This window comes from Motilibacter rhizosphaerae (assembly GCF_004216915.1).
Taxonomy (GTDB): domain Bacteria; phylum Actinomycetota; class Actinomycetes; order Motilibacterales; family Motilibacteraceae; genus Motilibacter; species Motilibacter rhizosphaerae.
This window is the reverse complement of record NZ_SGXD01000003.1, coordinates 441,068-455,090: the sequence shown is the minus strand read 5'-3', so window position 1 is coordinate 455,090 and position 14,023 is coordinate 441,068. Positions and strand designations below refer to the sequence as shown.

Here is a 14,023-nt window from a genome sequence, read left to right as displayed (position 1 = left end):
CATCCCGGCAGCACGGCCGGCGGGCGACCCCAGCGCCAGCCCGGCTGAGGGGCGGCTAGCGCGGCAGCACGCGGATGCTGCCCGAGTTCGCGCTCACGTCGATGTGCCGCGACGACCGCGAGTCGGTCGGCACGGTCACGCGGGTGGAGCCCGAGTCGGCGGAGGCGCGCACCGCGTACGCCTCGCTGGCCGGCACCCGCAGCGTCACCGAGCCGGAGTCCGCGCTGACCTCGACGTCGGTCGGCGGGGCGTCCAGCGAGACCGACACCGAGCCGGAGTCGGCCGAGACCGCGACGGTCTGCGCGCGCGTGCTCTCGACGTGCACGGAGCCGGAGTCGGCGGAGAGATGGAGGTCTCCGATCACGTTGGTGACGTGCACGCTGCCGCTGTCGGCGGAGACGCGGACGTCGTTCCAGATGTGGTCGACCGTCACGCTCTCGCCGCTGACGCTCACGGCCGCGGTGCGCGGGACGCTCAGCACGAGCCGGCTGTCGGGGCCCCAGGAGGCGGCGAAGCTGCACGACGTGTGCACCTGCAGCGTGCCTCCGGCGTCGAGGTGCACGTCGTGGCGCGGGCGGCCGAAGGACCAGAAGTCGTGCCAGCGCAGCGAGGCTCGAGTCGGACCGCCGCCGTCCTCGTCACCGAGGCCGAGCACGGAGACCGAGCTGTTGCACAGCCCGCTCGCCGACACGTGCACGGTGCGGATCGTGCCCGATCCGCTCACCGTGCCGTAGCTCACCTCGTCGTGCCGGCCCATGACGCTCGCGAGACTGAAGGCGCCCCACCCGGTCGCGAGGACGGCGACGACCAGGCCCACGACCAGCAGGGGCTGCCGGGCGCGGTGCGGGGGCGCCGCGGGTGCGGGTGCCGGGGGGAGGGTCGTGCTCATGACGGCGTACCTCCACACGGGACGACGGCGGTGAGGACGGTCGGGCCTCCTGGCGGGCTCTCGACGGCGAGGGTCCCGTCGACGGCGGCGAGGCGCTGGGCGAGGCCGCGCAGGCCCGTACCCCCGTCGGCGGAGGCGCCGCCGCGGCCGTCGTCGCGCACCTCGACCTCCAGCCGGTCGCCCCGGCGCCGCACGGTCACGGCCGCGGTGCTCGCGCCGGCGTGCTTGGCGACGTTGGTGAGCGCCTCGACGACGGTGAAGTACGCCGCCCCCTCGACGTCCGCGGCCGGCCGCGGCTGCACGTCGACGTCGAGGACGACCGGCACGGGCAGCCGGGCGGCCACCGGTCCGAGAGCCGCCTCGAGGCCGCGGTCGGTGAGGATCGAGGGGTGGATCCCGCGGACGAGGTCGCGGATCTCGGCGAGCGCCTGCTTCGCCTCGTCGGAGGCCTGGGCGAGCAGCAACCGGGCGCGCTCGGGGTCGGAGTCGAGCTGGTGCTGGGCCCGGCCGAGCGACATCGCCAGCGAGACGAGCCGCTGCTGCGCCCCGTCGTGGAGGTCGCGCTCGATCCGCTGCCGCTCGAGGTCGGCGGCGGCGACGGCACCGGCGCGGGACTCCACGAGCGTGTCGACGCGGGCGACGAGCGCGGCCCGGTCGTCAGCGCCGAGCAGCCCCCGGGCGAGCCCGACGTCGACGAGGACGGCCAGGCGCACCGCGGGGACGACCAGGGCGAGCGCGACCAGCCCGAGCAGGGTCCACGCGGCGAGCAGCCAGCCGGAGTCGAGCAGGCCCACGCGGCTGCGGTCGAGCAGGGTCGACCAGCCGAGCACGCTGACGAGCGCGACCCCGGCACCGGCGAGCACGACGGGGAGCAGCGAGACGACCAGGGCCACCGGCAGCGCGCACAGGTGGTACGCCACCTGCTTCCACTGCGCCCGGCTGCGCAGCCGGGCACCGACCCGGGCGACGAGGCCGGGGGCGCGGGGGACCGGCCGCGCGGGGGCGGGGACGACCACGCCGAGCACGGCGGCGAGCCGGGCCCGCTGCGCCGCCGCGAGCCGGTCGCTGACGAGCAGCGTGAGGGCCAGGAGCGGCAGGCCGAGGAGGAACGCCGCGACCAGTCCCGCGGACACGCTGAGCATCACCACGACGACGATGAAGCCGACGAGCGCGACCCAGGGGTCGAGGGCGACGTGCGCGACGGCCGCGAGGAGCGGGGGGCGCTCGCGCGGAGCGGGCGCGGGCTCCGGGGCGGGTTCCGGGATCATGCTCCGAGGCTAGGGAGCCCGAGGTGCCTCCCACCATGAGGCGGGCAGCCGGGACCAGGGTGGGGTTTCCCCCACCCGGCGGCGGTGGAGGGCCGCCGGCAGCACTGGCCTAGTGTCGGGCGGGTGGACGAGGCGCAGGACGTACGGACCTTCATCGACAGCAACGCCGACCAGTGGCTGGCGGGGCTCCAGGAGTGGCTCCGCATCCCCAGCCAGTCCGGAGACCCTGCGCTCGCGGGCGAGGTGCGGCGCAGCGCGGAGTGGCTCGCCACGGCGCTGCGGGAGGCCGGCTTCCCGACCGTCGAGGTCTGGGAGACGCCCGGGCTCCCCGCGGTCTACGCCGAGTGGCCCGCCGACGACGCCGGCGCCCCGGTCGCCCTCGTCTACGGCCACCACGACGTGCAGCCCGTCGAGCCCCTCGAGCAGTGGACCGCACCGCCGTACGACCCGGTCGTCGTGGACGGCCGGCTGCTCGGGCGCGGCGCGGCCGACGACAAGGGCCAGGTCGCGATGCACCTGCTCGGGCTGCGGGCCCACCTCGCCGCCACGGGCCGCAGCGCCCCGGCCGCCACGGTCAAGGTGCTCGTCGAGGGCGAGGAGGAGTCCGGCTCGCCCCACTTCGTCGACCTGCTCCGGGCCCAGCGCGAGCGGCTGCGCTGCGACGTCGTCGTGGTGTCGGACACCGGGCTGTGGCGGGCGGACGTGCCCTCGACGGTGATCGGGCTGCGCGGACTCGTGTCCTGCCAGCTGGACCTCGTCGCCCGCGACGTCGACCTGCACTCCGGCAGCTTCGGCGGCGCGGTGCTCAACCCGGCGACCGCGCTCGCCCGCATGCTCGCCACGCTGCACGACGAGTCGGGCCACGTGGCCGTGCCCGGGTTCTACGACAGCGTGCTGGAGCCGGGCGAGGAGGAGCGGGCGATGACCGCCGCCCTGCCCTACGACGAGGCGCAGTGGCTGGCCGACGCGCACTCGACCGTGCCCGCCGGCGAGGCCGGGTGGTCGACGCTGGAGCGGGTGTGGGTGCGGCCCACGGCGGAGGTCAACGGCTACTGGGCCGGGCACACCGGCGCCGGCACGAAGACCATCATCCCGCGCGAGGCGCACGCGAAGCTGAGCTTCCGGCTCGTCGCCGCGCAGGAGCCCGACCAGGTGCGCGCCGCCGTCGAGGCGTGGGCGCACGCCGCCGCGCCGGCAGGAGCGACGGTCACGCTGACGTGGGAGGGCGACGGCGTACGCCCCTGTGCCACGCCGCTCGGAACCCCTGCGCTGCAGGCACTCCACCGGGCGATGGCCCGCGCGTGGGGTACGGACGTGCTCGTCACCCGCGAGGGCGGCTCCGGGCCGGAGGCCGACCTGCAGGACGTCCTCGAGGCGCCCCTCGTCTACCTCGGGGTGAGCCTGCCGGACTCGCGGGAGCACGCGCCGAACGAGAACGTCCCCGTCGAGATGCTGCTCAAGGGCGCGGAGTCCGCGGCGTACTTCTGGAGCGAGCTGGCGGCGCAGGCGTGACCGAGATCCTGCCCCCCGCCAAGGAGTTCCTCGACCTCCCGCTCTCCCGTGCGGCCCTCGACCGCTCGGCGCACCTGCGCACGCAGCCCGAGGAGCTGGAACGGCGGTGGGCCGACCCGCGTACCCGCGTGCTGCGGCTGCTCCCGAAGGGCCGCTTCCTCGTCGACGGCGACCCGCCCGCGCTCGTGCTCGTCGCACCGCGCGAGGAAGCCCTGCAGCGCAGCCTGTTCCTCGGGCTCGACGACGCAGACGTGGCGTACTACGCCCTGCTGCCGGACGATGCTGGCGCTGACGGCGCTGACGACGCTGACGACGAGCGCGCGGTCGGCCTGCGCGACGTCGGTGCGCTGCTCGGTGCCCGCGATGTCGGGCTGGCCGTCAACGCCGTCGCCCTCGCCAACTGGCACGCGACGCACACGCACTGCCCGCGCTGCGGCGCGCCGACGCGCGTCACCGACGGCGGCCACGTGCGCGTCTGCGAGGCCGACGGCACGCAGCACTACCCGCGGACGGACCCCGCCGTGATCATGGCGATCGTCGACGAGGCCGACCGCCTGCTGCTCGGGCGGCAGGCCTCCTGGCCCGAGGGGCGCTTCAGCACCCTGGCCGGGTTCGTCGAGCCGGGGGAGTCGCTGGAGCAGGCGGTCCGCCGCGAGGTGGCGGAGGAGGTCGGCGTGAGCGTCGGCGACGTCGTCTACCTCGCCAGCCAGGCCTGGCCCTTCCCGGCGAGCATCATGCTCGGCTTCGTCGGCCGGGCGCTCACGACCGAGCTGCACGCGGACCGGACCGAGATCGAGCAGGCCCGCTGGGTCACCCGCGAGGAGCTGGGGCGGGCCGTCGACGACGGCAGCCTGCTGCTCCCGCCGGGCGTCTCGATCGCCCGCAAGCTCATCGAGCACTGGTACGGCGCGACCCTCGACGCCGAGGTCGCCTGGCGCTGACCGGTTCGGCCTATCCAGCGGCAGGCGCGGACGCCCGAACCTCGGGCATGACCTCGTCTCCCGCGCGCCGTGCCCTGGCGCTCCTCGCCGTGCTGCCGGTCCTCGGCTTCGCCGGCTCGCCGGCCCTCGCCGCCACGAAGAAGGCCGACAAGCACGCCCCGGCCGCTGTCTCGTGCGGCGGGCAGCGGGCGACCCTCGTCGTGCCGGTCAAGGGCCCGGCCGTCGTGCGCGGGACCGCCCACCGCGACGTCATCGTCGTGCTGGGCGGCAGCCACACGGTGCTCGCCGGAGCGGGGGACGACCTGGTGTGCGGCGGTCCTGGCAAGGACGTGCTCCACGGCGGCCCCGGCAACGACGTGCTGCTCGGCAACGGCGGCGACGACACGCTGCTCGGCGAGGACGGCGACGACGTCCTGCTGGGCGGCGCGGGCAAGGACGCGTGCACCGGCGGCGGGGGGACCGACGTCGTCGACGGCGTGAAGGACCGCGCGGGCAAGGTGCGCGGCCCCTCGGCGCGACCCTCGGCCTCCGCCGGCAGTGACGACGGGACGGACGGCACCGGCGACGGGACGGACGACGGCACGGACGGCACCGACGACGGCACCGACGGCACCGACGACGGGGCGCTCCCCGGCGGCAGCGACGACGGGACCGTGACCGGCGGCAGCGACGACGGCACCGGCCTCGGCAGCGACGACGGGACCGACGACGGCGACGCGGGCCGGCGCGGCGGGAGGGACCCCCGCCCCGCGTCGAGCCTCGCACCGAGCCCGGCGCCCAGCCCCGTGTCGAGCGCCGTCACCGCACCCCCGGCTCCCGCCGCTCCCGTCTCCGGCCCGACGCCCTCCCCGTCCGACCGGCGAGGTGGCCGCCGCTAGCCTGCGCAGATGCGTCCCGACCTCGAGGCCCAGCTGCTCGCCCGCGCCGCCCGCTCGCAGGCGGAGGGGCGGCTGCCGTCCCTCGCCGCCGGCGTCGTGCAGGACGGTTCGCTGAGCTGGTGGTGCGGCCGCGGCTGCATCGACGGGACGCCCTCGGGCAGCGAGCCGGACGCCGACACGCAGTACCGCATCGGCTCCATCACCAAGACCTTCGTCGCCGTCCTCGTCATGCGGCTGCGCGAGGAGGGCCGGCTCGAGCTCGACGACCCGCTCGAGACCCATGTCCCCGGCACGCCGTTCGGGGACCGCTCCCTGGGCCAGCTGCTCGCGCACGCCGGTGGTCTCACGGCCGAGTCGCCGGGCGACTGGTGGGAGCGCACGCCCGGCGTGCCGTTCGACGAGCTGGCGCAGCGGCTCACCACCGAGCACGAGAAGCTCGCGACCGGCACCCGCTTCCACTACTCCAACCTCGGGTTCGGCCTGCTCGGCCGCGTCGTCGAGGTCGTGCGCGGCCGGCCGTGGCTCGACTGCGCGCGTGAGGAGGTGCTCGAGCCGCTCGGCATGGTGCGCACCACGCCGCGCCCGGAGGCGCCGGCGGCCCAGGGGTTCGCCGTCCACCCGTGGGCCGACGTGGTGCTGCCCGAGCCGGAGGAGGACGCCGTCGCGATGGGGCCGGCCGGCCAGCTCTGGTCGACGCTCACCGACCTCGCCAAGTACGCCGGCGTCTTCCTCGGCCGCGCCCCGCAGGTGCTCTCGCCCGAGACGGTCCGCGAGATGTCCGTGCCCGGCGTGGTCGACGCGCGGCCCTCGGGCTGGAGCGCGTACGGGCTGGGCCTGCAGGTGCACCAGCGCCCCGACGGCCGGCGGCTGACCGGTCACGGCGGGTCGATGCCCGGGTTCCTCGCGTCGTTCCTCGTCGACGCCGAGCAGCAGACGGCCTCGATCGTCATGGCGAACGCCACGAGCGGGCTCGACGGCACCATCGGTGCCGACCTGCTCGACCTGCTCAAGGAGCGCGAGCCGTACGTCGTCCCCGCCTGGCGGGCCGTCCCGGAGCAGCCGGGCGACCTGGAGATCGCCGGCCCGTGGTACTGGGGCGTGACGCCCCTCGCCGTCCGGCTGCGCGGCCTCGACGCCCTCGACCTCGTGCCGCTCGGCCCCGCGGGTCGCGGTGCCCGCTTCGTCCGGGTGGACGGGGCGTGGGTCGGGCTCGACGGCTACTACGCGGGCGAGACGCTGCGCGTGGTGCGGACGCCCGAGGGGGCGGTGTCGCACCTGGACCTCGCGACGTTCGTCCTCACCCGCGAGCCGTACGAGCCGGCCGCGGTCCAGCCCGGCGGTGTCGAGGCGCCGGGCTGGCGCCCGCTCTGCTGAGCGCAGCAGGCGGCGGCCCGGTCCTCAGCCTCCCAGCGGCAGGGTGGCGCGGACGTCGCCCAGGCCGCGCGCCAGCACCAGCTCCCCGCCGTCCGCGAGCCGGGACCAGCCGCCGGCCGCGGTGTCCCAGCGGCGCCACAGCCGCTCGTCGGTCGCGACGACGACGGCCGCGCTCTCGCCGGGGGCGAGCGCGACGGACGCCCAGCCGACGAGGCGGACCGGCTGGTCGTCCTCCGCGGGCCGCAGGTAGGCCTGCACCACCTCGCGCCCCGGACGGCTGCCCGTGTTGGTCACGTGGACGCGCACCCGCGGGCTGCCGCCGTCGGCGGCGAGCAGCTCGGCCCCGGACCACTCCCACGTCGTGTAGCCGAGCCCGTGGCCGAACCAGAAGGCCGGCTCGGGCGCCGCACCGGCCGCGTAGCCGCGGTAGCCGATGGCCGTGCCCTCGGCGTACTCCAGCTTCCCGTCGACCGGCGTGACGGACCAGGCGGGGGAGGCCCCGTCGGCGGCCGGGAAGCTCGTGACGAGGCGCCCGGCGGGCTCCTGGTCGCCGAGCAGCGCGGCGGCGACCGCGTGGCCGCCCTCCTGCCCCGGCAGGCCGGCCCAGAGAACCGCGTCGACCTCGCCGAGCCACGGCATGAGGACCGGGGTCGCCGCGTTGACGACGACCACGGTGCGCCGCGCCGCGGCCGCGACCGTGCGGACCAGCTCGTCCTGCGCCCCCGGCAGGGCCAGCGTGTCCTTGTCGACCGCCTCGGTCTCCTGCTCCTCGGTGAGGCCCACGACGACGACCGCGACCTCGGCGCCCCGAGCGGCGGCTGCCGCCTGCTCGAGCACCTCGGCCTGCGGGCGCGGCGCCGGGCGTGCGATGACCGCGAAGATCCCCGCGCCGCCGAGCGGGCGCTCGGGCGTGGGCTCCGCGAGTCGCGCGGTGGCGTCGAGGACGAGGCCGCCGTCGGTCTCGACGAGCGAGGTCGTGGCCGGCGGCCGCAGCATCTCCTCGCCGAAGCCGGTGCCGGCGACCCGCAGCTGGTGCGCCGAGCGGGCGTCGCCGACGGCGAGCTCCCAGTCGGCCTGGCCCATGACACCGACCTCGAGGCGCCCCGGCCCGGCGACGACGGCCTGGAAGCGGACCGCGGCGACGCGCTCGGGCAGGTCGTCGTCGAAGCCGACGGCGGTCACGGCGGGGGCGCCGGCGCGCTCCTCGAGCACCCGGCCGTCCGCGGCCAGCAGCGTCACGCGGACGCCGGGCTGCCCCGTCACCGGGTCCTGCACGAGCTCGGGGCGGGCGGGCACCGGGCGGGTGCGCACCTCGACGCCGTCCACGACCGTCAGCGCGTCGCCGAGCAGCGCGCCGAGGCCATCCGCGACGCTGACCTGGTACGGCGGGTTGACCTGCGCGGAGCCGCCGCCCATGTCGATGGTCTCGACGGCGTGGCGGCCGATGAGCGCCACGCGGGTGCCCGCGGCGAGCGGCAGCGTCCCGTCGGTGTTGGTGAGCACCGTCATGCCCGCGGCGGCGAGCCGGGTCAGCTGCTCGCGACGCTCGGGGCTGTCGGGCGCAGGGACGGACGGCCAGCTGCGCTCCTCGCCGAGCGCGCCGACGCGGCCGGCCAGGCGGAGCAGCCGCGCCAGCGCGTCGTCGACGCGGGCCTCGGGGACCTCGCCGCGGCGTACGGCGTCGACGAGGGCCTGCCCCCACGGGCCCAGCGGACCGGGCATGACGAGGTCGAGGCCGCCGTTGGCCGCGGGCGCCGCCGTCTTCGTCGCGAACCAGTCGGACATGACGAGCCCGTCCCAGCCCCACTCGCCCTTGAGGACCCCGTTGATCACGTGGTCCTGCTCGGTGGCCGCCACCCCGTTGACGTCGTTGTAGGCCGCCATCACCGTCCAGGCGCCGCCGTCGCTGACCGCGATCTCGAACGGCAGCAGGTAGAGCTCGCGCAGCGTCGCCTCGTCGACGACCGAGTCGACGGTGTTGCGCTCGGTCTCCGACTCGTTCGCGACGAGGTGCTTGAGGCAGGCGGCGACGCCAGAGCCCTGCATGCCCCGGACGTACGCCGCGGCGAGCCGCCCGCTGAGCAGCGGGTCCTCGGAGAACGCCTCGAAGAGGCGCCCGCCGAGCGGCGAGCGGTGCAGGTTGATGGTCGGGCCGAGCACGACGTGGATCTGCTGGGCGGCGGCCTCCTCGGCGAGCAGCCGGCCGACCTCGGCGAGCACGGCCTCGTCCCACGCGGAGGCGAGCAGGGTGGCGTTGGGGAACAGCGCGACGACCCGGCCGCCGGAGAACTTCAGTCCGCGCACGCCCGTCGGTCCGTCGGAGAAGCGCAGCTCGCCCAGCCCGAGCGCCGGCTCGGGGGCGAGCGTGAACGCCGTGGCCCCCGTCAGCAGCTCGACCTTGCGCTCCAGCGGGAGGCGCGCGGTGCTGGGGACGGACGGGCTCGGCGTGCTCGCCAACGGGACCTCCGAAGATCGACTGACACGAGTAACTTGCTCGTGCCAGTACGGTAGGTCGGATCCCTGCCCCTTGTCGAGCGGCAGGACGCGACGGGGGGAGCACGGGTGCCGCGGCGACCGACCAGCGCCGACGTCGCGCGCGAGGCCGGGGTGTCGCGCGCGACCGTCAGCTACGTCCTCAACGACACGCCCCACCAGTCCATCCCCGAGGTGACCCGCACCCGCGTGCGCGACGCCGCCGCGCGGCTGGGCTACGCCCCCTCGGTCGCGGCCCGGGTGCTGCGCCGCGGGCGCTCCGACGTCGTGCTGGCGCTGCTGCCGGACTGGCCCATCGGCCCGTCGGTCGGCACCATGCTCACCGAGCTCTCCGCGGCCCTCGCCGCCGACGGGCTCACGCTCGTCGCCCACCCGTACGACCGGGCGGGGCGGCCCGCGGCCGACATCGCCGGCGCGCTCGGCCCCGCGTGCGTGGTCGTGCTCGACGCCCTCGCCGAGGAGCAGGCCGACGCGCTGGAGGCCGCGGGCATCGCGCTCGTCCAGGGGCTGCTCAGCGGGCCCGGCGACGTGGAGCGCCGCGTCGGCCGCGCGCAGGTCGAGCACCTGCTCGAGCGCGGCGCGGCCCGGCTGGCCTACGCCTGGCCGGCCGACGTGCGCGTGACGGGGTTCGCCCGCGAGCGGCTGGCGGGGGTGCGCGCCGCGGCCGAGGAGGCGGGGACGGGCGGCGTCGACGTGCGCGAGGTGGCCCTCGACCCGGCCGCCGCGGCGACCGCGGTCGCGGCGTGGACCTCCGGGCGGGTGGGGGTCTGCGCGTACAACGACGAGGTGGCGCTCGCCGTGCTGGCCGGTCTGCGGGTGCACGGGGCGCGGGTGCCCGCGGGCGCCCTCGTCGTGGGCGTGGACGACGTGCCCGCGGCCGCCCTCGCGGTCCCGGCGCTGAGCACGGTGGCCGTCGACCTCGGCGCGCTCGCGGGGCACCTCGCCGATGCGGTCGCGGCGGCGCTCGGCGCGACCCGGACCGGCCCCACCGCCGCGGGCGAGCTGGTCCGGGTCGTGGCGCGCGCGACCTCGTGAGCGCGGCGGGTCAGACGCCCGCGAGGCGCGACTGCACGTCGCGCAGGCTCGGGTTGGTCAGCGCCGAGCCGTCCGGGAAGACGACCGTCGGGACGGTGCGGTTGCCGCCGTTGACCTGCTCGACGAGCTTCGCGGCCTCGGCGTCCTGCTCGATGTCGACCTCGGTGTAGGCGACGCCGGCGCGCTCCATGGCCGACTTGAGCCGGCGGCAGTAGCCGCACCACACGGTCGAGTACATGACGACGGACGCCATCCCGGCTCCTCCTGCTCCTCGTGCGGCGCTGCTCGCCGCCCGTCACTGCTGGAACCCCCCAGTCGGGCGGATCCTTCCCGCGACGGGCGCGGCTGTCCCCAGGGGGCGCCGTCGCGCGCGGCACTGTCGCCTGCGGCTGGGAGGATGGGGCCGTGACGGCAGCCGACGCGATCCTCGACGGGCTCGACCCGGAGCAGCGCCAGGTGGCCGAGGCGCTGCACGGGCCGCTGGTCGTCCTGGCCGGCGCCGGCACCGGCAAGACGCGGGCGATCACCTCCCGCATCGCGTACGCCGTGGCGAGCGGCACGTGGAGCCCGCAGTCGGTCCTCGCGGTCACCTTCACCTCGCGCGCGGCGGGGGAGATGCGGACCCGGCTGCGCGCGCTGGGTGCGGAGGGCGTGCAGGCGCGCACGTTCCACAGCGCGGCCCTGCGCCAGCTGCAGTTCTTCTGGCCCCGCGCGGTCGGCGGCGAGCTGCCGCAGCTCGCGCCCTACAAGGCCCCGCTGGTCGCGGAGGCGGCGGGCCGTCTCCGGCTGCCCACGGAGCGCACGGCCGTGCGGGACTACGCGGCCGAGGTCGAGTGGGCCAAGGTCACCCAGGTCCACCCCGACGACTACGCCGCGGCGGTGGCGCGGGCCGGGCGCACGCCGCCGGCCGGGCTCGACGCGGCGGCGACGACGCGGCTGCTCACGGCGTACGAGGAGGTGAAGCAGGCGCGCGGCGCGATCGACTTCGAGGACGTGCTCGTGCTGCTCGTGGGCCTGCTCGCCGAGGACCGGTCGGTGGCCGACACCGTGCGCCGGCAGTACTCCCGGTTCGTCGTCGACGAGTTCCAGGACGTCAGCCCGCTGCAGCACAGCCTGCTCGACCTGTGGCTCGGCGACCGGGAGGACCTCTGCGTCGTCGGGGACCCGAGCCAGACCATCTACTCGTTCACCGGCGCCACGCCGGACTACCTGCTGGGCTTCCGGCGCCGCTTCCCGTCGGCGACCGAGGTGCGCCTCGTCCGCGACTACCGCTCGACCCCGCAGGTCGTCGCCGTCGCCAACGGCCTGCTGGAGCGCGCACCCGGCCCGCGCGGCCAGCGACTCGAGCTCCTGGCGCAGCGCCCGTCGGGTCCGGCGGTGCGCTACCAGGAGCACGCCGACGAGGCGGCGGAGGCGGACTGGGTGGCCTCCGAGGCGAAGCGGCTCGTCGCAGCGGGCACCCCAGCGAGCCAGATCGCGGTGCTGTTCCGCACCAACGCGCAGAGCGAGGCCTACGAGCAGGCGCTCGCGGACGCGGGCATCCCCTACGTCCTGCGCGGCGGCGAGCGCTTCTTCGAGCGGCGCGAGGTGCGCGAGGCCCACCTGCTGCTGCGCGGCGCGGCCCGCTCCGGAAGCGGCGACGACCCGGCCGGCGAGGCGGCGCGCGCCGTCCTGTCGAGCACGGGATGGTCTGCCGAGGCGCCGTCCACGAGCGGAGCGGTGCGCGAGCGCTGGGAGTCGCTCGCGGCGCTGGTCCGGCTGGCCGACGAGCTGCCCGCGACCCGGCCCGGCGCCACGCTCAGCGACCTCGTGCTCGAGCTCGACGAGCGCGCCGCCGCCCAGCACGCCCCTGTGGTCGACGGCGTGACGCTCGCGTCGCTGCACGCGGCCAAGGGGCTCGAGTGGGACGCGGTCTTCCTCGTCGGCGTCGTCGAGGGGCTGCTGCCGATCTCGTTCGCCGAGACGCCGGAGGCCGTCGAGGAGGAGCGCCGGCTGCTCTACGTCGGCGTCACCCGGGCGCGCACCGCCCTGTCCCTGTCCTGGTCGCGCGCCCGCGGGCGCCGGCCCTCCCGCTTCCTCGACGGGCTCCGGCCCGCGGAGGCCGGGGCGGCGCGGGGACGTGCGGGAGCGAGGGGGGAGCGCCCTGCTCGGGGGAAGGCGCCGCTGCCGACCACCTGCCCGGGGTGCGGCCGTCCCCTCTCGACGCTCGCCGAGCGGCGGGTCGGGCGGTGCGACGACTGCCCGCCGGCGTACGACGAGGAGCTGTTCGAGCGGCTGCGCGCCTGGCGGCTCGAGCAGGCGCGCGAGCAGTCGGTGCCCGCATTCGTCGTCTTCACCGACGCGACGCTCGCGGCCCTCGCGGAGAAGCGCCCGCGCGACGAGCGTGCGCTCGCGGCCATCCCCGGCATCGGTGCGTCGAAGCTCGCGAAGTACGCCGCCGGCGTCCTCGAGGTCCTCACCGCGGAGTGAGGGTCAGCCGCGGGCGGCCGCCTCGAGAGCGCGGATGTCGAGCTTGCCCATCTGCATCATCGCCCGCATCACGGGGACGGCGACGGACTCGTCCGCGAGCAGCTCCGGCAGCCGTCGTGGCACGACCTGCCAGGAGAACCCCCACCTGTCCTTGAGCCAGCCGCAGGGTCCCTGCTCGCCGCCGTCGGACAGCGCCTCCCAGTAGTGGTCGACCTCGTCCTGGTCCGCGCACATCACCTGGACGGAGACGGCCTCGGTCGGGCGGTAGAGCGGACCGCCGTTGAGCCCGAGGAAGGGCCTGCCGTCCAAGGAGAACTCCACGGTCAGCACCGTGCCCGGCTCGCCCGGGCCGGCCTCGGTGTGGCGGTGCACGGCCGTCACCTCGGACCGCGGGAAGACCTCGACGTAGCGGCGCGCAGCCTCCTCGGCGGCCCCGTCGAACCACAGGCACACGACGGTCTCCGGCATGTCTCCTCCTCGCTGCTGCTGCGGGCGCGTCAGGGGTGGGACGACGCAGCGGAGCCGGACTCATCGTGGAGCGGCTGGCAGACCGCGGGATCTCGTTGCGGCTGCACGTGTCCTCCTCCTCGAGGACGACATTTCGCGGACGGGTGCTAAAAGGGCTTGCTCCTGCTCGAGCGCCCCCGCTACGGTCGTGATCGCCGCCGGAGGATCCGGCAGCGCGCCCGGGTCGACCGGGCCGGCCCCGCAGGAGGTGACGCGCCATGGAGACCATGACGTACGCGTCCGCTCCCGCCGCGCCGAAGATGCGCGCTGCCGTCACGATCCCCTGCTACGCCGCGGATGTCGCCGCTGCCGGGGTCGTCGCTGCCGACGTCATCGCCGTCGATGTCGTGAAGGCCGATCTCGTCGCTGCCGTCGCGCATGTCGATGAGAACGCCCTGGCGACGACGTCCTCCATGACGGGTGGCGTCGTCGGCTCGACGCCGGCAGTGGCAGCAGTGCCGGCAGCGGGCTGGGCCGGCACGACGGCCATCGCGAAGCAGGGCGTGAAGCAGGACAAGCGCCAGGCGCGCCGCCTCGGGCGCCACGGGTTCCAAGCTCGGAGACCTCCGGTCTGAGAAGACCAGAGCGTGCCTCCCAGGGCCGCGGAACCCGATCACCTCGGGCTCCGCGGCCCTTTCTGCATCTCCCCGACAGTCC

General features: G+C 76.3%; 12 protein-coding genes. 7 read left to right on the top strand and 5 right to left on the bottom strand.

What is annotated here, in order from left to right; all coding sequences use genetic code 11:
* Positions 1 to 55 precede the first annotated feature (55 nt).
* Positions 56 to 889, bottom strand: a complete 834-nt coding sequence (locus EV189_RS12930; protein ID WP_130493351.1) for a DUF4097 family beta strand repeat-containing protein — start codon at positions 887 to 889, stop codon at positions 56 to 58.
* A complete protein-coding gene (locus tag EV189_RS12925) occupies positions 886 to 2,157 on the bottom strand; it encodes a sensor histidine kinase (protein ID WP_130493350.1) in 1,272 nt (423 codons plus the stop codon). Before EV189_RS12925 ends, EV189_RS12930 begins: the two co-directional genes overlap by 4 nt.
* A gap of 123 nt (positions 2,158 to 2,280) precedes the next feature.
* Between EV189_RS12925 and EV189_RS12920 the strand changes: the two genes are divergently transcribed.
* From EV189_RS12920 to EV189_RS12905, 4 genes are read left to right on the top strand one after another with little or no spacing between them, the layout of a single operon-like run.
* Positions 2,281 to 3,669 (top strand): M20/M25/M40 family metallo-hydrolase, encoded by a 1,389-nt coding sequence (locus tag EV189_RS12920; protein ID WP_130493349.1) that lies wholly within the window; start codon positions 2,281 to 2,283, stop codon positions 3,667 to 3,669.
* Positions 3,666 to 4,610 carry an NAD(+) diphosphatase gene (gene nudC / locus EV189_RS12915; RefSeq protein WP_231116357.1) on the top strand — a complete coding sequence of 315 codons (945 nt, stop codon included), beginning with the start codon at positions 3,666 to 3,668 and terminating at the stop codon, positions 4,608 to 4,610. The genes EV189_RS12920 and nudC overlap by 4 nt, the downstream gene beginning before the upstream one ends.
* A 47-nt stretch (positions 4,611 to 4,657) precedes the next feature.
* Positions 4,658 to 5,488 carry a calcium-binding protein gene (locus tag EV189_RS12910; protein WP_130493348.1) on the top strand — a complete coding sequence of 277 codons (831 nt, stop codon included), beginning with the start codon at positions 4,658 to 4,660 and terminating at the stop codon, positions 5,486 to 5,488.
* A gap of 9 nt (positions 5,489 to 5,497) precedes the next feature.
* Positions 5,498 to 6,862: a serine hydrolase domain-containing protein gene (locus EV189_RS12905; RefSeq protein ID WP_130493347.1), complete on the top strand. Its 1,365-nt coding sequence runs from the start codon at positions 5,498 to 5,500 to the stop codon at positions 6,860 to 6,862.
* A 24-nt stretch (positions 6,863 to 6,886) separates the two neighbouring features.
* Here EV189_RS12905 and EV189_RS12900 read toward each other — a convergent pair whose 3' ends face one another.
* Positions 6,887 to 9,319 carry a beta-glucosidase family protein gene (locus EV189_RS12900; RefSeq protein ID WP_130493346.1) on the bottom strand — a complete coding sequence of 811 codons (2,433 nt, stop codon included), beginning with the start codon at positions 9,317 to 9,319 and terminating at the stop codon, positions 6,887 to 6,889.
* 105 nt (positions 9,320 to 9,424) lie between these two features.
* Here EV189_RS12900 and EV189_RS12895 point away from each other — a divergent pair, with 105 nt between their 5' ends.
* Positions 9,425 to 10,390 carry a LacI family DNA-binding transcriptional regulator gene (locus EV189_RS12895; RefSeq protein WP_130493345.1) on the top strand — a complete coding sequence of 322 codons (966 nt, stop codon included), beginning with the start codon at positions 9,425 to 9,427 and terminating at the stop codon, positions 10,388 to 10,390.
* A 10-nt stretch (positions 10,391 to 10,400) separates the two neighbouring features.
* On the opposite strand, the gene EV189_RS12890 is transcribed toward EV189_RS12895, so the two are convergent.
* Entirely contained in the window at positions 10,401 to 10,643 is a 243-nt protein-coding gene (locus EV189_RS12890) for a mycoredoxin (RefSeq protein WP_130493344.1), read from the bottom strand.
* 152 nt (positions 10,644 to 10,795) lie between these two features.
* Between EV189_RS12890 and EV189_RS12885 the strand changes: the two genes are divergently transcribed.
* A complete protein-coding gene (locus EV189_RS12885) occupies positions 10,796 to 12,859 on the top strand; it encodes an ATP-dependent DNA helicase UvrD2 (RefSeq protein WP_196788572.1) in 2,064 nt (687 codons plus the stop codon).
* Positions 12,860 to 12,862: 3 nt separating this feature from the next.
* On the opposite strand, the gene EV189_RS12880 is transcribed toward EV189_RS12885, so the two are convergent.
* On the bottom strand, positions 12,863 to 13,327 hold the full coding sequence (locus EV189_RS12880) for a VOC family protein (protein WP_130493343.1): 465 nt from the start codon (positions 13,325 to 13,327) through the stop codon (positions 12,863 to 12,865).
* A gap of 257 nt (positions 13,328 to 13,584) precedes the next feature.
* Here EV189_RS12880 and EV189_RS12875 point away from each other — a divergent pair, with 257 nt between their 5' ends.
* Positions 13,585 to 13,941: a hypothetical protein gene (locus EV189_RS12875; protein ID WP_130493342.1), complete on the top strand. Its 357-nt coding sequence runs from the start codon at positions 13,585 to 13,587 to the stop codon at positions 13,939 to 13,941.
* Positions 13,942 to 14,023: the final 82 nt, after the last annotated feature.

Excerpts from the sequence above, each read along its gene's own strand:
- EV189_RS12930 (WP_130493351.1), bottom strand. The coding sequence starts at position 889 with ATGAGCACGACCCTCCCCCCGGCACCCGCACCCGCGGCGCCCCCGCAC.
- EV189_RS12925 (WP_130493350.1), bottom strand. The coding sequence starts at position 2,157 with ATGATCCCGGAACCCGCCCCGGAGCCCGCGCCCGCTCCGCGCGAGCGC.
- EV189_RS12910 (WP_130493348.1), top strand. The coding sequence starts at position 4,658 with ATGACCTCGTCTCCCGCGCGCCGTGCCCTGGCGCTCCTCGCCGTGCTG.
- EV189_RS12905 (WP_130493347.1), top strand. The coding sequence starts at position 5,498 with ATGCGTCCCGACCTCGAGGCCCAGCTGCTCGCCCGCGCCGCCCGCTCG.
- EV189_RS12890 (WP_130493344.1), bottom strand. The coding sequence starts at position 10,643 with ATGGCGTCCGTCGTCATGTACTCGACCGTGTGGTGCGGCTACTGCCGC.
- EV189_RS12880 (WP_130493343.1), bottom strand. The coding sequence starts at position 13,327 with ATGCCGGAGACCGTCGTGTGCCTGTGGTTCGACGGGGCCGCCGAGGAG.
- EV189_RS12875 (WP_130493342.1), top strand. The coding sequence starts at position 13,585 with ATGGAGACCATGACGTACGCGTCCGCTCCCGCCGCGCCGAAGATGCGC.